The 21000-nt window shown below is 52.2% G+C and carries 21 protein-coding genes, 1 pseudogene and 1 other annotated feature (1 of these 23 only partly in view); of the genes and pseudogenes, 19 read left to right on the plus strand and 3 right to left on the minus strand.

Annotated elements, in window-relative coordinates; all coding sequences use genetic code 11:
* Positions 1 to 158: a binding site (T-box leader), on the plus strand; it begins 109 nt to the left of the window's first position.
* A 46-nt stretch (positions 159 to 204) separates the two neighbouring features.
* From K7397_RS14380 to K7397_RS14390, 4 genes and pseudogenes are all read left to right on the plus strand, one after another.
* Positions 205 to 1624: pseudogene (locus tag K7397_RS14380) on the plus strand (methionine--tRNA ligase).
* A 204-nt stretch (positions 1625 to 1828) separates the two neighbouring features.
* Positions 1829 to 2560 (plus strand): MCP four helix bundle domain-containing protein, encoded by a 732-nt coding sequence (locus K7397_RS21605; RefSeq protein ID WP_237690935.1) that lies wholly within the window; start codon positions 1829 to 1831, stop codon positions 2558 to 2560.
* A complete protein-coding gene (locus K7397_RS21610; protein WP_237690936.1) occupies positions 2499 to 3539 on the plus strand; it encodes a methyl-accepting chemotaxis protein in 1041 nt (346 codons plus the stop codon). The genes K7397_RS21605 and K7397_RS21610 overlap by 62 nt, the downstream gene beginning before the upstream one ends.
* Positions 3540 to 3659: 120 nt before the next feature.
* Positions 3660 to 4616, plus strand: coding sequence for a D-2-hydroxyacid dehydrogenase (locus K7397_RS14390; RefSeq protein WP_223068632.1), 957 nt, complete (start codon positions 3660 to 3662; stop codon positions 4614 to 4616).
* A 293-nt stretch (positions 4617 to 4909) separates the two neighbouring features.
* On the opposite strand, the gene K7397_RS14395 is transcribed toward K7397_RS14390, so the two are convergent.
* Entirely contained in the window at positions 4910 to 6034 is a 1125-nt protein-coding gene (locus tag K7397_RS14395) for a mandelate racemase/muconate lactonizing enzyme family protein (protein WP_223068633.1), read from the minus strand.
* Positions 6035 to 6381: 347 nt separating this feature from the next.
* Here K7397_RS14395 and K7397_RS14400 point away from each other — a divergent pair, with 347 nt between their 5' ends.
* The 14 genes from K7397_RS14400 to K7397_RS14465 all read left to right on the plus strand — a co-directional run bounded on the left by K7397_RS14400 (position 6382) and on the right by K7397_RS14465 (position 19510).
* Positions 6382 to 7053 carry a GntR family transcriptional regulator gene (locus K7397_RS14400; protein ID WP_223068634.1) on the plus strand — a complete coding sequence of 224 codons (672 nt, stop codon included), beginning with the start codon at positions 6382 to 6384 and terminating at the stop codon, positions 7051 to 7053.
* A 14-nt stretch (positions 7054 to 7067) separates the two neighbouring features.
* A complete protein-coding gene (locus K7397_RS14405; protein WP_223068635.1) occupies positions 7068 to 7949 on the plus strand; it encodes an ABC transporter substrate-binding protein in 882 nt (293 codons plus the stop codon).
* 95 nt (positions 7950 to 8044) lie between these two features.
* Entirely contained in the window at positions 8045 to 8767 is a 723-nt protein-coding gene (locus K7397_RS14410) for an amino acid ABC transporter permease (protein ID WP_223068636.1), read from the plus strand.
* A gap of 22 nt (positions 8768 to 8789) precedes the next feature.
* Positions 8790 to 9506, plus strand: coding sequence for an amino acid ABC transporter ATP-binding protein (locus K7397_RS14415; protein ID WP_223068637.1), 717 nt, complete (start codon positions 8790 to 8792; stop codon positions 9504 to 9506).
* A gap of 79 nt (positions 9507 to 9585) precedes the next feature.
* On the plus strand, positions 9586 to 10386 hold the full coding sequence (locus tag K7397_RS14420; RefSeq protein ID WP_223068638.1) for a nitrilase-related carbon-nitrogen hydrolase: 801 nt from the start codon (positions 9586 to 9588) through the stop codon (positions 10384 to 10386).
* 30 nt (positions 10387 to 10416) lie between these two features.
* The gene (locus tag K7397_RS14425; protein WP_223068639.1) at positions 10417 to 11592 is read left to right on the plus strand and encodes a M24 family metallopeptidase; all 1176 of its coding nucleotides are present in this window, start codon (positions 10417 to 10419) and stop codon (positions 11590 to 11592) included.
* Positions 11593 to 11597: 5 nt separating this feature from the next.
* Positions 11598 to 12383, plus strand: coding sequence for an SDR family oxidoreductase (locus K7397_RS14430; protein ID WP_223068656.1), 786 nt, complete (start codon positions 11598 to 11600; stop codon positions 12381 to 12383).
* Positions 12380 to 13561 carry a M20 family metallopeptidase gene (locus K7397_RS14435; RefSeq protein WP_223068640.1) on the plus strand — a complete coding sequence of 394 codons (1182 nt, stop codon included), beginning with the start codon at positions 12380 to 12382 and terminating at the stop codon, positions 13559 to 13561. Before K7397_RS14430 ends, K7397_RS14435 begins: the two co-directional genes overlap by 4 nt.
* Before the next feature lie 21 nt (positions 13562 to 13582).
* Positions 13583 to 14782, plus strand: coding sequence for a pyridoxal phosphate-dependent aminotransferase (locus K7397_RS14440; protein ID WP_223068641.1), 1200 nt, complete (start codon positions 13583 to 13585; stop codon positions 14780 to 14782).
* 44 nt (positions 14783 to 14826) lie between these two features.
* Entirely contained in the window at positions 14827 to 15726 is a 900-nt protein-coding gene (locus tag K7397_RS14445; protein WP_223068642.1) for a dihydrodipicolinate synthase family protein, read from the plus strand.
* A 163-nt stretch (positions 15727 to 15889) separates the two neighbouring features.
* A complete protein-coding gene (locus K7397_RS14450) occupies positions 15890 to 16843 on the plus strand; it encodes a radical SAM protein (protein WP_223068643.1) in 954 nt (317 codons plus the stop codon).
* Between the two features lie 80 nt (positions 16844 to 16923).
* Complete coding sequence (locus K7397_RS14455; RefSeq protein WP_223068644.1) at positions 16924 to 17793, plus strand: effector binding domain-containing protein; 870 nt, start codon at positions 16924 to 16926, stop codon at positions 17791 to 17793.
* 192 nt (positions 17794 to 17985) lie between these two features.
* Positions 17986 to 18567, plus strand: a complete 582-nt coding sequence (locus K7397_RS14460) for a histidine phosphatase family protein (protein WP_223068645.1) — start codon at positions 17986 to 17988, stop codon at positions 18565 to 18567.
* A 7-nt stretch (positions 18568 to 18574) separates the two neighbouring features.
* On the plus strand, positions 18575 to 19510 hold the full coding sequence (locus K7397_RS14465; RefSeq protein WP_223068646.1) for a phosphotransferase: 936 nt from the start codon (positions 18575 to 18577) through the stop codon (positions 19508 to 19510).
* Here K7397_RS14465 and K7397_RS14470 read toward each other — a convergent pair.
* Positions 19507 to 20034, minus strand: coding sequence for a TetR/AcrR family transcriptional regulator (locus tag K7397_RS14470; RefSeq protein ID WP_223068647.1), 528 nt, complete (start codon positions 20032 to 20034; stop codon positions 19507 to 19509). The genes K7397_RS14465 and K7397_RS14470 overlap by 4 nt on opposite strands.
* A gap of 152 nt (positions 20035 to 20186) precedes the next feature.
* On the minus strand, positions 20187 to 20369 hold the full coding sequence (locus K7397_RS14475; protein ID WP_223068648.1) for a hypothetical protein: 183 nt from the start codon (positions 20367 to 20369) through the stop codon (positions 20187 to 20189).
* Positions 20370 to 20557: 188 nt separating this feature from the next.
* Between K7397_RS14475 and K7397_RS14480 the strand changes: the two genes are divergently transcribed.
* The gene (locus tag K7397_RS14480) at positions 20558 to 20809 is read left to right on the plus strand and encodes a type B 50S ribosomal protein L31 (protein WP_223068649.1); all 252 of its coding nucleotides are present in this window, start codon (positions 20558 to 20560) and stop codon (positions 20807 to 20809) included.
* Positions 20810 to 21000: the final 191 nt, after the last annotated feature.

Consider the following 21000-nt stretch of genomic DNA (forward strand, 5'->3'; position numbering starts at 1 on the left):
GCACCGAAGCCTTGCAGGGCCGTAGGCTGCGCCGGAACCCGCATCCGTTACAGTGCTAGGGTATAAACGCTGATTAGCGTCGTACCTGAAGAGGTGAATGCCGCAAGGCATTGATGAAATTGGGTGGTACCGCGTGAGCATAGGCTCTCGTCCCTTTGGGATGAGAGTTTTTTTGCGTTTCAAGAAAAAGGAGGATGGTTGTTGATGGCTTATATTTTTATTGGAGGAGCATGGCCGTATGCAAACGGCTCGCTGCATTTGGGACGCCCTCGCAAGCTTGCTGCCGGGAGACTTTCTGGCGCGTTATTTTCGCTTGAAGGGAGACCAAGTGTTGTATGTTTCAGGCAGTGATTGTCACGGGACCCCGGTCGCCGTTCAGGCCAATCAGGAGGGAGTTTCTCCGGGAGCGATTGCGGACCGTTACCATCAGGAATTTGCCGATTGCTTTAAGAAGCTGGGATTTAGTTATGATTTATATACGCGTACCGACCGGGAATTTCATCACCATGAAGTACAGGATTTATTTTCGAAGCTTTTAAATAACGGCTATTTGTACAAAAAAACGATAAACCAGATCTACTGCGAAACGGATAAGCAGTTTTTACCCGACCGCTACGTTGAGGGGAATTGTCCGGTATGCGGCAATCGTGCCAGAGGCGATCTATGCGATTATTGCTCCACCCTGCTTGACCCGGCCGATTTGACGGACAGAACATGTAAAATATGCGGGAACCCTCCTACTAGCCGTCCAACCGAACATTTTTATTTTTCGCTTTCCCGTTTTCAGGACGAACTGGCCGAATACAGCGATAAAGCACGGGGATGGAGAGAAAACGCTGTACAGTTGACAAAGCGCTATTTAAAAGAAGGGTCACACCCTCATTTGGCCCGCACTGCTTATGGGAGCCGGGGCCTTCCATCTTCCGGACCGGATATTGTCATGCGAATATGTGACCCTGGAGGGGAAAAAGTTTTCAACCAGCCGCAATTGGGCGGTATGGGTTCCGGATATGCTGAAACGTTATCATCCTGATTCCATTCGCTATTTTTTGATCGCCAACGGACCAGAGAGAAGGGATGCCGATTTCTCATGGAGAGAGTTCATCCACAGTCACAACGGGGAACTGCTTGGAGCATTTGGAAACCTGGTCAACCGAACCTTGGCATTTATCGAAAAAGCTTTTGACGGGCGTGTTCCGAAAGGGCGATGTTGATGAAGAATGGAGGAAGGAGGCCGAGGATTTGTATGCCAGATCCGGCGCTTTAATCGAAGAAGGCCGTTTTAAGGATGCGCCCTGAGCTGATTTTCGCTTTCATCCGGCGGGCCAACAAATATTTTGATGAACAAAAGCCATGGGTGCAGGTGAAGGAAAACAGGCAAGCGTGCGGCTTCACACTGCATGTATGTGTATGGACCATAGCCAATCTTGCGAATTTGCTGGACCCGTTCATTCCTTTCTCGTGTGAGAAAATAAGAGCATTCCTTACTCTCGGGCAGCCGGCCTGGAGGCCCCGGTCTATCCCGGATAACTGCCGGATCCGGATGCGGGAGCTGTTATTCGAGCGAATCGATGTCAAGCGGATTGAAGAGGAAACGGCAATGATGGAACAGCAGAGAAAATAAACCTAAAGTTCTTGCAGATTGAGGGCTATGGAGTCTATGTTTTGAACATAGGTACGCTAAGTATATCCTCCGGCAAAAACAATCGGATTATCGGCCGATTTCTGGATTAAAATTTCGCCAAAACAAACCGAAGATAATCTCATGGAGAATTCCAAAAAAAGTGGAGATTTACGGCTAAAATCATTTTACTTCAGGGGGAGTACCATGTTCATCTTGCGAAATCTGAAATTCCGCTTCAAGCTTGCGATTTTAAACACTACGTCGATCGTATTTTTGCTGATCATCGGTTCTGTCAGCTTTTTCTATATGAATAAGATCGCTGTAAACTCTGCAGCCATGTATGAGCAAAATTTGTTACAAGTCAAAGCGATCAACCAGGTAAAATCGAACTTTAACATCATCATGAACGACATTCTCGGCTTGATGCTGACTGAGGATGAGAACATGAATCATGATCTCAACAAAAATTTTGAGGATACCTCGGCTGAAATCGACAAGCTTATGCAGCAGTTTAGGGCATCCATTTTGAGTCAAGAGGAGCAGACCCTGTTTGATCAAATTACGGCACAAAGACAGGCATTAAGAAGCTCGGTGGATAAAGTGCTCGCTCTTGCCTTGGCAAACAAAAACGAGGAAGCCTATGCGGTATATCTTGCAGAACTGGTACCGGGGAAGAAAGCGGTAGAAGCTTCGATCGTGAAGCTGTCGGAGTTAACTGAACAAGATGCGCTGAATCGAAATTCGGAGAACAGCCGGGCAAGCAGCTCTGCCAAATTGATTAATGTCATTTGCCTTGCAGCCGCTTTCGCTGCTTCTCTTCCTTTCAATAGCTATTATCAGAATGATTACACGTCCTATTCAAGCCCTGCAAAAAATGATGGAAAGCGCGGCTGCAGGCGACTTGACCGTCAGCGGCACTTATTTATACAAGGATGAAACCGGCCGGCTGACGCATTCCTTTAACCTGATGGTTGAATCGCTGCGCACGCTTGTGAAGCATATCAATGAGAAAGCCGCGACACTGGCGGCAAGCTCGGAAGAACTGACGGCAAGCTCCGAACAAAGCGCCAAAGCGACCGAGCATATTTCGCGTCAGATGCAGACGATCAGCGAGGGCACCGAAGCTCACGCACGCGGGGCGGAAGAAATGAACAGAACGATGGAAGAGATGACCACAGGCATTGGACGGATTGCGGAATCGGCGAGTGAACTTGTCGCAGCTTCGCAGCATTCGGAGAATAATGCGGTAATGGGACATGAATTTTTGGCAAAAGCGATGAATCAGGTGGAGCAAATCCATCGGTCAATTGTCGATCTGGCCCAAATGGTGGCTTCACTGAATGAGAAATCGGCAAGTATCGGCGAGATTACGGGTACCATTAACGACATTGCCAATCAAACGGGGTTGCTGTCTTTAAATGCGGCAATCGAAGCGGCCCGGGCCGGAGAGGAAGGGAGAGGTTTTGCCGTAGTGGCGGCCGAGGTCAAAAAATTGGCCGAGCAGACCCGGGATTCCTCGCAAAATGTAGCGGGCCTTATTCAGGAAATGCAAAGCGAAACAGAACGCGTATTCAAAAATATGGAGAACAGCAAAGCCTATGCTCAGCAAGGAAAAGCGACAATGTCGGATGTTGCGGACAATTTCGATCATATTCTGGACAACATTAAGCAGCTCGCCATGCAGCTGCATGACGTTTCCGCGATCACGGAGCAAATGTCGGCAAGCTCCGAAGAAGTGCTGGCAACCGTTGAGGCTTCGGCCAATATAGCGGAACATGCCAAGGAGCTGACACAAAGCGTTGCTGCCGCGGCGCAGGAGCAGCTCGCATCCGTAGAGGAAGTGAACGGTTCCGCTGCCTATCTCAGCAGCCTTGCTCAGGATTTGCAGACTTCAATTGAGCGGTTTAAAGTGTAGCGGCTGGTTTCCGGATCCTGTTCGCATGCTGCAATGCATGTCTTTTTCTACCTATACGGTTTGACAGTTCCAGTTTATGGATGATATCGTTTTTGTCAAAAAGGGAATGGAGAGATGACCATGGGAAAAATCGTTGCGCTTCAATCGCTGGGTGAAGCCTACAAAACCGCGATACAGGAAGCGGCGCCCGGCTGGAGCCTTGTTGACGGAAGCGATCCCGAAGCTTTGCAGGAGCATCTGCAGGATGCGGAAATTTTGCTCGGCTGGAATAAGGCTGCCGCCGAAATTACGCTTCAGGACGGCACGTCGCTCAAGTGGGTGCAAAACATCGGAGCGGGTGTCGATCAGCTTCCGCTTGAGCGCTTTTCCCAGCTTGGAATTACGTTGACCAATGCGAGCGGGGTTCATCCTTTCCCAATATCGGAGCACATTTTTGCCATGCTGCTCTCCCTTACCCGCCGCCTGCATACGGCAGTCCGGAATCAATCCGGCCAAGTCTGGGACTTCCAGACAGAAGGAATCGGGGAGGCGCACGGCAAAACGATGGGTATTCTCGGTGTAGGCGCCATCGGCGTGGAAACGGCCCGGCTGGCCAAAGCTTTTCAAATGAAAGTTCTCGGTGTACGTAAATCCGGTAGTCCTAACGAGTATGTAGACACGATGTACACATTGGATCGTTTAAATGAAATGCTGAAGCATTGCGATTATGTTGTAAACTGCTTGCCCCATACGCGAGAAACCGAAAAGCTTATAGGGAAAGAGCAGTTCTCCATTATGAAGCCAAGCGCTTTCTATATTAACATCGGCAGAGGCAAAACAACGGATACGGACGCGATGGTTCAGGCTTTGCAAAGCCAATCCATTGCCGGAGCCGGTCTGGATGTGTTTGAACCGGAGCCGCTGCCAGCAGACCATCCGCTGTGGGCGATGGACAATGTCATGATTACACCGCATATGGCCGGATTATCGACAAGCTATATCGAACGTCTTGCAGCTATTTTTATCGGCAATCTTAAAGCTTATGTTCAGGGACAGGCGCCAAGTATAAATGTCGTTGACCTGGTTAATGAATACTAAGGAAGGAAGCGGAACATGGAATCTACTGCTGATCAGCGATTCCGATTTTGATTTTATACTCGATTCAAAGTAGATCGAAGTGGGAATGGGTGTGAGGTGGAGAGCGTAGCGGCCGCCTTTAGAGTCAGGTTCTAACCCTATTGCAAGTTTAATAAGAACATGAATCTAACAGCGGTGGAATCCCATATCCATTCCCTCCCCCACGTACAAACGTATCACATAGCACGACAAAGGACCGTCCGGCGAATTTTCCGGACGGTTTTTCTTGTTTAGAAAGCTTGTAAGCCATGTCCTTAAACCGACATGCTGAAAACGGGCTCCAGGGCGGATTCATCCACGGTTACGCCAAGGCCGTAACCATCCGGAACGTGTACCGCCCCGTTCGATATGGAAAGTCCGCTCGCCGGGTCGTCTTCAGGACGAACCCGCTGAAATCCCCATACTTCAAAATGGCTGGCGCGGGAAGCCGCTGCGATTTGGACCAATGCAGCGGTAGCAAGCCGCCCTTCATCCATTTGCCCCAACATATAGGGCAGGCCGAAAGATTCGGCCACAGCCATCATCCGCTGCAGGTTGGCGACGGATCCCGCCTTTACCAGCTTCAAATGAACGAGATCGGCTGAACCTTCGGCTGCGATTCTGGCCACATCCGCCGGCGTACGGCAGCTTTCGTCTGCGACCACGGCGGCATTGACCTGGTTTCTGACCTGTTTCAAACCGCCCAAATCGCTGGCGGGAACGGGCTGCTCCGCCCACTCAACGCCAAACGCCTCCAATTCTTTCAGCCGCAGTACCGCCTGTTTGGGAGTCCATCCCTGATTGGCATCGACACACAGCAGAACGTCCCGGCCCAAGCCGGCTTTATCAATAACGGATCTGACCCGCCGCACTCTCTCCAGATCGCCGGCCCTGTCCGGGCCTACCCTCAGCTTGATCGTTCGGAAGCCTGCATCAAGGTAACGGACGGCCTCTTCTTCGGCTTCCGCCGGTGTTCCAAAGGCGATGGTGGCGTCACTTGGAATCGTATCCCTGAGCCGTCCCCCCATCAGGTCCGATACAGACACCTTGAGCAGCTTCCCCGTCAGATCAAGCAAGGCGATATCTACGGCCGCGCGGGCCGCGCTGTTTCCTGTAATCAGTCTGTCCAGCTCGGCATTTATCGAATTCCGGTTCAGCACGGGTTTGCCGAGAAGTGCGGGACCAATCGTATGAATAAGTACAGCCGCAACCCGTTCGGGAGTGTCTCCCGTCACATACTCGCAATTGCCGCGCACTTCACTCCAGCCGCTGACGCCGGAATCCGCCGTAATTCGCAGATAGACTTCTTTCAAATGGGTTACCGTTCCGGAAGAAGAGTGAGTGAAAGGGGGAGAGAGAGGAAGATCTCTTCTGAATACATCGATTTTTGAAATCAGCATGCTGTGCACCTCTTTTTTTGTCCCTATATATGAAAAATCAAAATGTCAGGTAAGTTCACATATATAGAATGAATTGCCAAACTATTAACCTATTTATGATATTTTATCAAATATCAAAGTAATTATAATGACATTCAAACCGGTTTGGCAACTGAAAATGGCAGTTTATATCAACGATATCCCATCAATGATATTTATTATGACATAAAAAGATATTTGTGTTGACAATCTTTCAAATCGAACGATACAATGTGACCTAATCTTACAGATCAACTTTGATCACTGATATTTGATCAAATATCTGATCATCAGCCAAATCATATTTTTAGAGAGGAAGTGCAGAATGGTTGAGTAAAATCCCTGTTATTGTTACTGCGTCGGAACATGCCTACACCATTCTTAAGCAATGGATATTGTCCGGTGAGCTCGCTCCCGGTGAGAAAATCGATCAAGACGCTGTCGCAGCTAAACTCGGCGTTAGCAAAATGCCGGTGCGCAGCGCTTTGGAGAAACTGGCAGCCCAGGATTTGATCGTTCTTCACTCACACCGGGGAGCGACGGTAAGCACATTGTCAGCCGAACATCTCGATGACATTTATCTGGTACGGTGCCAACTGGAAGGCTTGGCCGTAAAGCTGGCTACCGAGCTTCTGACACCCGAAGACGTACATGCTCTTAACGGGATGATTCAGGAGCAGGAAGAGCTGGCGAAACACCCGAACCCCGATACCGAGGAAATCCTGGTCGCCAATCGCGAGTTTCACATGCTGATCTACAGACTGGCGAAGCGTCCTGTATTAATGTCCATAATCGAACGGTTATGGGAGCAAAGCGAGCGATATCGCCGCATTCTTCTCGTCCAGCCCGGTATGCTTGACGGTTCCACTAGCGAACATCGCCATCTTGTTGAGCTGATGAGCCAGCAAAAGGCGGAGGAAGCCAGTCAGTTCCTTGTTGAACATAATCGGAAAACGCAGAAGGTCGTGCTTGGCGTTATGGAAATCGAACAGAAAACCTGAGGAGGAATTACATCATGATGAAGAAAAAAAGTATGCTTATTTGTGCGATTTTGGTACTGATCGTGACTGTCCTGAGCGCATGCTCGGGGAAAAACAGTGAAAGCAGCGGACAAGCCTCCCCATCTCAAAGCAATCAGCCGGGAGAGCAAAAAGCTTCTGTGACACCCCCGTCATCTTTAGCCAAGAAAGGAGTTTTAACGTACGCCACCGCCGCTACTTTCCCTCCTTTCGAATATATGAGCAATAATCAATTTACCGGATTCGATATCGAACTGGGTCAAGCCATTGCCGAGCAAATGGGCTTGAAGGTGGAGATCCAGTCCATGAACTTCGACGGTCTGATTCCGGCTCTTCAGGGCAAGCGGATCGACATGATCAACTCAGCGATGTATATCAAGCCAGAGCGGGAACAACAGGTTGATTTCGTGACCTACATGGGTCTGGGCGATTCGATTGTCGTGAAGAGCGGAAATCCGAAAGGCATTAAAAGCTTGGATGATCTGTCCGGCAACACGGTTGCCGTCACACGCGGAGCTGTCGAGGAAATCAACGTTCGGGAGCATAATGAAAAGCTGAAGCAAGCCGGCAAGACGGAAATTAAAGTTTTGGCGCTGCCGACTGCCAACGACGCCGTTCTTGCCACCGAGCAGGGCCGGGCTGACGCCTTCCTTCATTCCTCTCCTGGCGCGGCTTATCTGCAAGAGGAGAAACCGGGCGTTTTCGAAATCGCCGGTACTTTCGGTTCGGATACGAAGATCGGAATTGCCGTTCGCAAGGGCGACACGGAAATGAAAGCCGCGATTGAAGCTGCGCTGAAGAATGTCGTTGAGGACGGTACGTATAAGAAGCTGATGGACAAATATCATTTGCCGGAAGAGATGAGTTATTTCAAGTGATGCCGTAGTCCCCTGGATAAGGCGGCCGAAAGATTTGTACTAAAGTTCTTTCGGCCGCCGAATCAGGGAGAATAACTGGCGAAAGGGGTTTATTAATGGAATTGATAGAAGGCGTATTGTCGTATCTCGGTTCAGAAGCTTTTTTGCTCGGCGCTGTTAATACGATAAAGCTGACGCTTGTATCGCAGATTGTTGCGGTCGTCCTTGGATTTATCATTGCACTTGCCAAAATGTCGAGGTGGAAACCTTTGCAGGGACTGGCAGCTTCATATATATGGATATTTCGCGGCATTCCCGTGTTGGTGCAATTGATCTTTGTCTATAATGCACTGCCCCAGTTCGGCATCAAGCTGAGCGGGTTCCAGTCCGCATTCGTCGCGCTCGCGCTTAACGAGGCTGCATACATGGCGGAAATCGTGCGTTCCGGCCTGGCCTCGGTCGGCAAAGGGCAGCATCGAGCCGCCCATGCCCTTGGGATGAACAACTGGCAGCGAATGAGATATGTCGTACTTCCCCAGGCGTTTCGGGTCATCGTACCGCCAACGGCCAACCAGTTCATCGGCATGCTGAAGACTTCGGCCATGGCCTCTGTCGTAGGCTATACCGACCTGCTGCTGACGGCTCAACAAACGGCGAGTGCCAACTTCGATTATATCGACACACTGATAGCAGCCGTCATCTATTACCTGGCGTTTACGGCGCTGTTTACGTTCGTGCAGTCCTATTTGGAGCGGCGAATGGATACCACGCGAACGAAAAAACGTCAACCGAAGCTGTTCTCGGGTTTAAAGAACCGGGAACCGAACCGAATCGTCTGATACGAAAGGAGGCGCAAGCGATTTGCTGCAGATAAAACAAGTATCCAAGAAGTACCACGGCGAGCCGATTCTTAAAGACGTGTCTCTCGAAATTAAGGAAGGCGAGCGGGTTGTTATCATCGGACCATCGGGTTCCGGCAAGTCCACGCTGCTGAGGTGTATGGCGGGTCTGGAGAGCATCGATGGCGGTCTAATTTTGTATAACGGACAAGATGTCAACGGGTCGCGGCATTCCCGGTCCGAAATCGGAATGGTATTTCAATCGTTTGATTTGTTCCAGCACCTGAGTGCGATTCAGAATATTATGCTGGCCCCGAAAGTGGTTAAGCGCGTAAGTGATCAAGATGCCCGGTCACGGGCGGTTCAATTGCTTGAACGGGTACGTCTTTCGGATCGGGCGGAGCATTACCCCGAACAGCTCTCGGGCGGACAACAGCAGCGTATCGCCATTGCGCGCGCGCTGGCCATGAATCCGAAGCTGATGCTATTCGACGAGCCCACTTCGGCGCTGGATCCCGAGATGACTTCCGAGGTTCTGGACGTTATCGTGGATTTGGTCAAGGACGGGATGACCGTCGTTATCGTTACGCATGAGATGGAATTCGCCCGCAGGGTCGGAGACCGCATCATCTTCATGGATCAGGGGAAAGTTGTGGAGGACCTGCCGTCTTCACAGCTTGAAGAAGCTGCCAAGCACCCCCGCCTGAAGCAGTTCCTGAATCAGATCACCTCGTACTGACGAACGGAGAACAGCGTCACATCCGCAAATAGTCATCTTTCGTCAACTATTCTAATTTCGCAGCTGGAGGTGGTCGCATTTGGAGACCGTAAAATTGGCGCTGGTGCAGTTCGAAAGCGTCTTGATGGACGTATCCGCCAACGTGCAGAAAGGAGTGCGCTTTGTCCGGGAAGCGGCCCGGCAAGGAGCAGACTTGATCGTCTTTCCGGAGCTGGCCGTCACCGGATACAACACGGACGTGATCGGTGATCGATATCATGAGCTTGCTGAGGATTTGGACGGGTTCAGCGTGAAGTCATTTAGCGAAGCCGCCCGGAAACACCGCATCAATATCGTGATCCCGATGGCGCTCAGGCAAGCAGAGGGCAGCATTACGAACAGCGCCGTTGTCATTGACCGAAGCGGAGCTGTGGCGGGAACGTACAGCAAAATCCATCTGTGGGAGGATGAGAGAAAATATTTCAAACCGGGCGACGACTGCTCCCCGTTTGAGATGGATTTCGGCAAACTCGGCATTCTGATCTGCTACGATGCCGGATTCCCGGAGGCGGCGCGAACGCTTGCCTTGCAAGGGGCGAAGCTGATCGTAACTCCTTCAGCCTTTTCCCTGGAAGATAAACACAGATGGGACATCTATTTTCCGTCCAGAGCTTTGGAGAACACCTGTTTTGTAGGCGGCGTTAACGGTGTAGGCGGCGGACTGCGGCTTTTCGGCAACAACAAATTCGCGGGTCCGCGAGGCGAACTGGTGCTGGACGCAAGTCTGAACAATGAGGAAATGCAAGTATTGGAGATCGATCTGAACGAAGCGACGGAATGCTCGAAGCAGACCCCGTATTTAAGAGACTTGAGAATGGACACTTACGGTTATAAAGCTTGAATTTAAGTCCAGGAAAAGAGGTAAGCAAAATTGAGCGACACAACATTGGTATTTTCCATAGAGGAATTTCAATCCCGTCTTAAAAACGTACAAAATGAGCTCGCGAACCGCGAACTAAGCGGCATGCTCGTGCATACGCCCGAAAATATTTTTTATCTGACCGGCTATCAGAGCCCTGGCTATTATATGTATCAATGCCTCGTCATTCCCGCTTCCGGCGATCCGGTGCTGGTGCTGCGGAGAGGTGAGCTGTCGAACGTACAGACGTACAGCTGGCTGCCCGAGCAGCAGGTCCGAACTTACGACGATACGAACGATCCGGTCGTCCTGACCGCAGATACGGTAAAGGAAATGGGCATCGCTCCCGGAAAGATTGGTGTGGAGACGGGCTCATGGTTCCTGCCGGTCCGCAACTACCTGAAGCTCGAGACATTGCTTGACGGTTTCCGTCTTACGGATGCCCAGGGGCTGGTAGAAGCTTTCCGGGTGATCAAGTCGCAAGCTGAGATCGCTTATATCCGTGAAGCTTGCGCGGTGGCGGACCGGTCGATGCAAGCAGGCCTGGACGCCATTCGAGCAGGGGTCAACGAAGATGAGGCGGCAGCGGCCATGTTCTCCGCCATGATCTTGGCCGGCGGCGAATATTTGGGGATGGAGCCGTTTATTTCTTCCGGTTACCGCTCGGGCAACATGCATTCCGCGTGGGGCCATAAAGTCATCGGCGACGGGGAGACGCTGCTGCTGGAAGTGGCCGGCGCCCGCAACCGGTACCATGGCGCCTTGATGCGCTCCGCTTATACCGGTACCCCTACCGATGAGATCAAGCGGGTGACCGAGGTATGCATCAGCTCCCTGAACGCCGCGCTTGAAGTGATCCGGCCGGGCGTTACCGCCGGAGAGGTGGACGAGGCCTGCCGCGGAACCATTGAACGGGCCGGGCTGTACGAGCAGTTCCGCAAACGGACCGGCTACTCGATCGGCGTCGCGTTCGCGCCCGATTGGGGAGAAGGGCACATCATGAGCTTGCAGCGGGACGACTCCCGTGTGCTGCAGCCGGGAATGGTATTCCATATCCCGCCGGCTCTGCGCGTTCCGAATCGCTATGGTGTCGGATTTAGCGAGACGATCCTGGTGACGGAATCCGGCTGCGAGGTACTGACCAAGCTGCCGCGCGAGTTAACCCTTTCTCAGGGGGTGAGCCTATGAGCACCATGAACACAGGTTTAGCAGGCAAGACGGCGCTGGTAGCGGCTGCCAGCAAAGGGCTAGGCCGCGCCGTGGCGTTCGAGCTGGCGCGTGGCGGAGCGAACGTTGCGCTTTTCAGTCGCAGCGGGGAGGAGGCAGGGAAAGTGGCGGCGGAAATTACAGCCGAAACGGGGATGCCCGCTCTTGGACTTCAGGCCGACGTCCGCTCCGCTTCAGACCTGTCCCGCTGCGTAGACGAAACGGTTCGTGCCTTTGGCGGGCTGCAGGTCGTAGTCACGAACGCAGGCGGACCTCCTGCGGGCACCTTCGAAACACTGAAGGAGGAAGACTGGCAATTCGCCTATGAGCTTAACGTGCTCAGCGTGGTCCGTCTCATCAAATATGCGCTTCCACATCTTAAGAAGCAGGGAGGAGCGATCGTCAACCTGGCGTCGTCCTCGGTCAAGCAGCCTATTCCCGGCTTGACGCTTTCCAACGTGATGCGGACCGGAGTAGCCGGACTCAGCAAGACGCTGGCGGAGGAACTGGCCGTTTACGGCATCCGGGTTAATACGGTCGGACCGGGCCGGATCGACACAGACCGGGTTCGTTCCCTGGACAAGATTCGGGCCGGCAAGGCAGACGTTACTCCAGAGGTTATCAAGGCCCAGTCTGAAAAGAATATCCCGCTCGGACGCTACGGACAGCCGGAAGAATTCGCCCGGGTGGTCGCGTTCCTCTGCTCGGACGGAGCGAGCTACGTAACGGGACAGACGCTGCTGGTCGACGGCGGGATGGTGAAATCGTTATGACCGAAGCGCATAAGCGTCTGGATGAGGCTATTCGTCCGGAACGGACCACCCAAATATTGGGTGAACTTACCCGTTTCCAAAGCGTCAATCCGAATGGTACGGAAAGCGCAGTGGCCGCTTACGTAGCCAAAGTAATGCGAGATGCGGGATGTGAAGTGGAGCTTCAGGTAGTCGAGCCGGGAAGGCCGAATGTGATCGCGCGCCTGAAAGGTACCGGCGGCGGACGTACGATCATCCTGAATACCCATATGGATGTGGTGCCGGCCGGGGAAGGCTGGAGTTCCGATCCCTTCACCATGGTTCAGAAAGGCGACCGGGTATACGGGCGCGGCGTCATGGACGCAAAAGGGCCACTGGCCGCCATGATGGCTGCGGTCGAAGCGATTGCCGCATCCGGGATTGAGCTGCCGGGCGACATCGTGCTCGCGGCAGTGGTGGACGAAGAAGCGGCGAGTCTGGGGGCTCGCAGCCTTCCGGCCGACCTTCGCGCCGATCTTGCCGTAGTCGGCGAGGCGACGAACGGCAACCTGGCGATCGCGCATCGGGGAAGCATCCGCCCGGTTCTGGTTGCGGAAGGGGTTTCGGCGCATTCGTCCACGCCCCACCTTGGGGTCAATGCCGTTTCCCTCATGGCCCGCACGCTCGTGGCGCTGGAGGACTTCGCAGAACAACAGCTGACGGAAAGACTGCATCCGTTAACCGGGCAGTCAACCTTATCCGTCACGATTATTCAAGGCGGAATCAAGGAATCAATGATCCCGGACCGCTGCGAAGCTCTGATCGATCGCCGGCTGATTCCCGGCGAGGAAGAGGCTGCCGCTCTGCGGGAGATCGAACAGATCATCGCCGGTTTGCCTGCTCTGGACGGCCGGGTCCAAATCGACCGTCTCATTCCGACAACCGGGGTGGCGTCGGAAACCCGGCCTGATCATCCGATGGTCGAGCTGGCTTCGGCGGCGATCGAACGGGTATACGGCCGTAAACCCGAGCTTACGGGCCTCACGGCCAATTGCGACATGACCCACTTCGTCAAACGGGGAATTCCTTCGGTCATTTACGGGCCGGGCGACTTCAGCGTGGCTCATAAAGTCGATGAGTGGGTAGCATTGTCTGAACTTGAGAATGCGACACGGGTCTATTCTTCTATAGCGGTAGAAGTTGCAGGCTCGTTCAGATAAAAGATGAGGTGATAGTCTTTGTTGAACCGACATGTTCAGCTGGCGGATTGGGTGGACCGGGTACAGCCGTCTCCGACCGCGATGCTGGAATCAACTGTAGCCCGGTATCAGCGGGAAGGTCGAACCGTATACCGTTTGGGTCTCGGACAACCGGATTTCCCGACGCCTGATCGGGCCAAAGCCTCGGCCATTGAGGCGATTCAGAACAATTTTACAGGATACACCGATACAAGCGGGATTACGCCCCTGCGCGAAGCGATATCGAGAGCGCTGCGGCGGGATATAGGCCTTTCATATAATCCCGACGAGATTGTCGTTACGGTGGGGGGCAAGCACGCGCTGTTCAACGCAATCTGTACGCTGTGCCAGGCGGGAGACGAGGTCCTGATCCCGGTGCCGTATTGGGTTTCGTTTCCAGAGCAGGTTAAATTCGCGGGCGCCAAGCCGGTTTTTGTTCCGACGGATGCCGCCAGCGGATATAAAGTAACGCCCGAGTCGCTCGCGCCGTTTGTGAACGAGTCGACCCGCTTGCTCATTCTCAACCAGCCGAATAACCCTTCTGGGGCGGTGTACAGCGCGAAAGAGCTGTCGGAGCTGGCTGACTTCTGCCTGAAGCGCGATCTTTGGGTCATCAGCGATGAGGTCTACTCGGCGTTTGTCTTCAAACCGGAAGGATATACGAGCATTGCATCGTTTCCCGGCATGCGCGAACGAACCGTCGTTACCAATGCAGTGTCCAAAACATACGGGATGACCGGTTGGAGAATCGGTTATTCGGCCGCACCGGCGGCGATCACGCAGGCGATGCTGCGTCTTCAATCGCATACGACGAGCAATCCTTCATCCATTGCTCAGCAGGCGGCTCTCGCCGCGATCGACGGACCGCAGGACGATCTGGAGAACATTCGCCGGGAGTACGCGGCTCGCCGCGACATTCTTGTTGAAGGAGTCAGGCGGATCCGTGGGCTTGCGTGCAATGTCCCGGACGGCGCTTTCTATGTATGGGTGGACGCCTCCGGCTGGCGCGGACAATCCCTGGCAGGGCGCGTTATATCCACGGCCGACGATTTGGCTGATATTCTGTTGACGCAGGCAGGCGTAGCGGTAATGCCAGGCACCGGATTTGGCAGCCCTTATCATCTTCGTCTCTCCTATGCGGTATCCCGGGACGAGATGAAAAACGGACTTGCGGCCATGGAGTCCATTCTGGGCAGCAATTAAACATAAGCACCTAGATTGCCGAGATCAAGGAGGAAACATAAGTTATGTCCAATACTGATTTTAAAAATAAGCTCAAAGGAATTTACGTGCTCGCCATCACTCCGATGACGGACACACTGACCTTCGATCCGTCCGCGCTGCGGCGGAACATCGATCATTACATCGCTTCGGGAGCTCACGGAATCATCGTGGGGGGCACCTACGCGGAATACCCGAGCCTCAGCATCTCCGAACGGCAGGAGCTGTTCGCAGCCGCCGCCGAAGCCGTTGCCGGCAGGGTACCGCTTCTGTGCTGCACGGCCGCAAGCGGCACCGGCGAAGCCATCCAGCTGACCCAGGCGGCCAAAGAGGCCGGAGCCGACGGCGTGATGGTAACGCCTCCTTATGTCTCGGAGGTGAGACCGGAGGATATTTACTACCACTTCCAGCTTCTTAACGAAGCCGCCGAATTGCCGATTCTCATCTATAACAGCGCCAGCATCGGCGTGCATCTGTCGCCGGAGGAAATCGCCAAGCTCGCCAAGCTGGAGAACGTCGCGGGTGTGAAGCAGGGCGCCACCGATCTTCACGCTCTGGTGCGGACCGTGGCATATTCTGGCGACGACATTTCAGTTATGTGCGGTTCGGACGGTCTCATTCTAGGCGCTTTGGCCTCCGGTTTACCGGGCTGCACCTCCACGCTCGCCAACTTTATGACGAGCGAGTTTGTCGCACTCTACAACGAATTTCAGCAAGGATTGGTCGAGCGTGCCCGTGATCGGTACTACCGCTGGCAGCCGATCCGGGAGCTGGCTCGGAAGTATGGGCAGCCTGCTATGGTGAAGGCCGCGCTTGATATCGTTGGACTGCCTTCGGGACCGGTTCGTCCTCCTTTCCGAACGCTCGGAGAAGAAGCTGTGGCGGATATCAAACGCACGCTCCAGGAGACTGGAATCATCAAGTAACATTATGAACAGCGAGCCTCATCAGAAGTTTCCATAACTGCTGATGGGGCTTTTTTTCTTCCTCCCTGAAATAAGTCACAGGCGTTTTCCCGGCAAACCTATATAATTTTTAGGTTAAGCCTGTGGAGGTTTGATTACTTTTTTTCAGGAGGGTAATAAAAAGATGACTTATAAATCGCTGGAGCTGGAAAAACCGGATACCTATGAACTGGAAGGTCTTGAAATCGGGATCACTTCAAACTGCAATTTTCGCTGCGATTACTGCTGCGCCTATCAAAGAAACGACGGCAATTCCATTGGAGCAAGTAAGATTATCCCATTGCTTGAAGAGCTTCCATCACTAAAAAGAGTACGTTTGTCAGGCGGCGAGGTGACCTTGAAATATGAGGACTGTCTGGAGGTAGTGCGGTACTGCGCATCAAGAGGCATCCAGACCCAGCTGAATTCCAACGGCAGCCTGCTGGATGAAAAGCGGATAACGCGGCTGTCGGAAGCCGGGCTGACGACGATCCATATTTCCTTCAACTTTACAACGGCGGAGGAATTTTCGAGATACTATCATATTCACCCGAGCGTATATCATAAGATTCGCGAAAACATTACGCTTTTTGCCGCCGATCCAAGGGTGGATACCGTGCTGGAAACGCTGCTGTTCAGCGAAACCCAGAACAACATGAAGGCGATTAGCGAAGATGTGTACGGAATGGGCGTGCGCACGCATGAAATTCAGAACAGCATCGTGATGCATCATTCCGGCTGGAGAGCGATCGCCGCCAGAGAACAGCTGAAGCATGCGGTTGGCGAGCTGATCGCCATGAAGCGGGACGATATGATTTTATACTTTACCTGTATGGACCGCTTTATGGACGAACTTGGCTTCAAGGAACAGCCCGGAGTCTATTTTGCGCACTGCATCGAAGGGAAAAAGCAGCTCCATCTGCACGGAAACGGGGATTTGCTCATTTCCGAGCTATGCTACCCGGTAAAGATCGGCAACATCTACAACGGGACTTCGCTGAAGGATTTGTACCGCAGCATGCCTGCTCCGCTGGCGGATTTTCTGGAGAAGCAGCCTTGCCCGGCCCGGGAAGCTCTGTTCCCACAGCAAGGAGATTAGCGCCAAGACAGCACGGAATATCAAAAAAGCTGGCCCGATCCGGTATACAATAGAGAAAATTGACAAAAGGTTGGTGCCGGATGGACTATTACACGAGAATTCAGCAGTCTATTGATTTTATCGAAAGCCATTTGGAAGAAGAGCTGTTTATTGCCGATATTGCTGCCAAGGCCCACTTCTCTCCCTTTCATTTTCAAAGGCTATTCCAGGCGATTTCCGGCTCCTCCGTGCAGGAATATATCCGAAGCCGCAGGCTGGCCGAAGCTGCGCGGCTGCTGGAAAGCGGCCATGGGTCGATTCTGGATATCGCGCTTTCGGCGGGGTATGGCTCGCAGGAGGCTTTTACCCGAGCCTTTGCTGGCTGTTTTGGCGTGACGCCGGCCAAATTTCGAAAGCAGCCCTGCGCGATTCGTATGTCGGAACCCATGAAGTTTACGGATTATTCCAATTATAAGGAGGATGGATTTCATATGCGCAAGCCGGAAATCCGGGAAATAACACCGCTTCGCGTTGTAGGACGCAAATATCGGACGTGCCTGAACAATGAGCTCTATTTTGCCGAGATCCCGGGCTTTTACCATGACTTTGGAATTCGTGAAACCTACATGCGCATTCCGGATAAGGCTGCTCCTGACATGTGTTACGGGATTTCCTGCGATTATGAAGACGACGGGGGATTTTCGTTTCTTGTCGGGGAAGAAGTGTGTGCATTTACGGACAGCCTGGATGAGGATCTGGTTCAATTTGTTGTTCCCGGCGGCAAGTATGCGGTGTTTATCGCGGATGGTACTGCAGAGCATGTTCAGCAGGTAAGAAAATATATTTATGGGGTCTGGCTGCCGGGTTCGAATTATGAGCGGCGGGAAGGACCCGATTTTGAGGTTACGGACGTCCGGAACTCTAGGTATCCGGATGAGATGAAAATGACGATCTACATCCCGATTTTGTAATGGCATTGGCTGCCTGAAATTACGCTGACATCAGATGGCATGGATGCGGCGTTATATGTATAATTGAAAAAGCAAGATAAACTTAAACCCGGTCTGCTGCCTTATAGCCTGACTGGGTTTTGTTTGAAATTTTAGAAAATACAAGCTGCTGCTTGCCCTAATTATGAATCTCGCAAGGAGGAATCAAGCATCATGACACAGATCGGGCTGATCAGACACGGCAGCACTCTATGGAATAAAACCGGACGGGTACAGGGCCTTACCGATAATCCGCTCGATGAGGAGGGCAGAGAACAGGCAAGACTGCTGGCGGAACGGCTCAGGGAAGAGAAATGGGACAGAATCTACTCCAGCGACCTGCTTCGGGCAAGGGAAACTGCGGAAATTATCGCGGCAAGGCTGGGAATTAAGCATATCGAATATGATTCGCGGTTAAGAGAAATGAACGCGGGGCTCATCGAAGGAACCACCGAAGAGGAGCGCCGGCAAAAATGGGGGAACGATTGGAAAAAGCTTGAGCTTGGCCAGGAATCGCCAGGCTCCGGCATGGAACGGGGTGCCGAATGTATTGCGGAAATTGCCCGCAAGCATGCAGGGGGGCACATCCTGATCGTCAGCCACGGCGTTCTTCTGCGCCAAAGTCTCAGAAAACTGGTGCCCGAGATCGGGATGGATGCGGCGCTGGACAATACGGCCATTACCGTGCTTCATCTGGAGGGTGACCATTGGAATTGCAAAATGTACAATGGTACGGACCACCTGAACGGAGGATGAATGGAAAATGGGGAAAGAAACGGAGCAGCCGGAAAGGCTGTTTGTCGAACAAAATTATGATATTGGAGCGGTAGAGAAGCTGCAGAAAATAAACGCAGGACGAAGCTCCATGGCAATGCTTGTTGCAGCCGGCAGCGGCCAATATGTGCTCAGGCGGCTACGGAACCGGCAGCAGGCGGAACTGGAGTATAAGATCAGCCACAAGCTGCTGCACTTTGAACTGTGTCCTCCGATATTGCTGGCCAGAGACATGCGGCCTTTCGCTCAGAACGAAGACGAATGTTATAACCTTCAGCTATATATGGATAATGATCCCAAAGGATCGGAGGAGGTTGATGATGTTAAACTCGGCCATGCGATCGCTGTTTTTCACCTGGAACTGGCAGCCTTGGATGGGCTCCCTCAGCCTGACCGCTTCGAGCTTGGTGCTATGTGGTCTACGATTCAGAACCGGGATAATACGGATTCGTCCAGTTGGATGAGATCACTTGCTGAACGGGTTCAGGAGCTCCTTAGTTTCGAATTGTCCAGCTCCAACACCAGTTCCTGCTCAGGCGATTGGATTCACGGCGATCTTGGAAAATGGAACATGCTTTTCCCTCGCAGCAGGAAAAGAAGCAGCGTGCTGCTGATCGATTTCGGCGAAGCGCGGAAAGGGAACCGGCATTTTGATATGGCCGCGGTGCTGGCTTCCTTGCTGAAGAGCTGCCGGACGGATGAAGACTGGAAGCGGCGAATCTCGGCGTTTGCGTACGGCTACCAAAGCGGAGGGAAAGTTGTAGATTTTGCCGAGCTCGCAGCCTATACGGAATTTTGGCTGATTCGCGGAGCCGTTGCCGTCCTGGCCCATAACGGGACAACAGAAGCTTCAGCCCGGTTTGTGCGGGAGGTCATGGCTACCATAGACCGCTATAAACGGATATATTCAGATCGTGTGTCTTAATCGTCTATTTTCATCAGCTCCGGCAAATCAAGCGCCATCGCTACATTGCAAAGCATGCCCCTTGCCAGGAAGAGCAGCGTTTTTTCGGAAGGCTTGCCGATATTGGCCTTACGAAAGGCTTCATATACCATTTTCCGAATCACGCTGAATCCCTCTTTCATAACGTGGGCCACAGCATCATCCCTGATCGTCTGAGCCTGCATTTGCAGCAGCGTTTCGCTGCGGTATTCCGTCATAATCCGGGAGTAGGCTTCAATAAGCTCCTGCTCAAGCATTTCTGAAGATGCGGATTGAATAACCATTTGGAACGACTCGGCGATACGGTCAAATGAAACTTTGAGTGCTTCTATCAGCAAAGCTTCCTTGCTTGCAAAAAAACGGAACACATACGGCTGCGAGATGCCGGCCCGCTCGGCAACTTTTGCCGTCGTAGCCCGGTAGTATCCCATTTCCGCAAATACGTCGATGGCGGCTGATATAATTTCCTTTTGGCGGCTGATTGATGTAGAATTGCTTTTTGCCATTTGTTCTCCATCCTTTATTTTATCAAAAAAATAATTGTGATTGATTAATTACTAACCTGATTATAAATCGGACTTACTACAAAAGCAACTGAGCAGCGTAAAACACAAAAAAACCGCCCCCTCCAGATGGAAAGGGCAGTCTATTCTGAATATTAACCGGTTTTGCGGTTCTCCAGCAGGTGAAGCTTGTCCCGCAGGGCCAGGTGAAAATAAATGCTGTTCATAAGTTCAGGATTGTGAAAGCTTTCAGCTTCCTGAATACGGCGGAGCTTCACTTGGTCCGAACTGCACAGGAATTCGGTCATCCATAAGGACAAATTTCTTTCGGGTTTCATACCAAGCCCTCCTTATTCTATGAAATTAATTCATATTTTTATTATATCCCGATGTTATGAATATATTATTAATATTTTATAAATATTTTGATATTTTTATTTGCTGCTGGCATTTTCCCTTGTAATTCGTTATAATAAAAAGTATCGTAAAAGTTACGAAATAATTTCAACAGTAAAGGTGATCAAAAGTGAGAGAACAAATTCACCCTAAATTTCAAACGGTGATTTTTTTTGATGCAAGTGCAAACTACAAGTTTCTGAGCGCTTCCACTAAATCTTCAAATGAAACGATGGAATGGGAAGACGGAAATACTTATCCGGTAATCCGTGTCGATACAAGCTCGGCTTCTCACCCGTTCTTCACTGGCAGACAACGCAACAACGACGTTGGCGGCCGCGTAGACCGTTTCAACAAGAAATACAACCTGAACAACAAATAATTGTTCGGACCGCGAGACATTTGCCAGCCTTCTCAAGGCATAAGGCAAATGTCTTTTTTATTTTCGCGTGCCCAGAAGCACGCATCTTCTTGCCGGTGAAAGTCCGGTCGCGGGAGGGGCCAAGCCCCCGCGTAGCTGGGATGCCTGCGTATGGCGAAATCTGTACGTAGAAGCGCGTCGACGAAAGTATC

The organism is Paenibacillus caui, from assembly GCF_019904135.1.
GTDB lineage: Bacteria > Bacillota > Bacilli > Paenibacillales > Paenibacillaceae > Fontibacillus > Fontibacillus caui.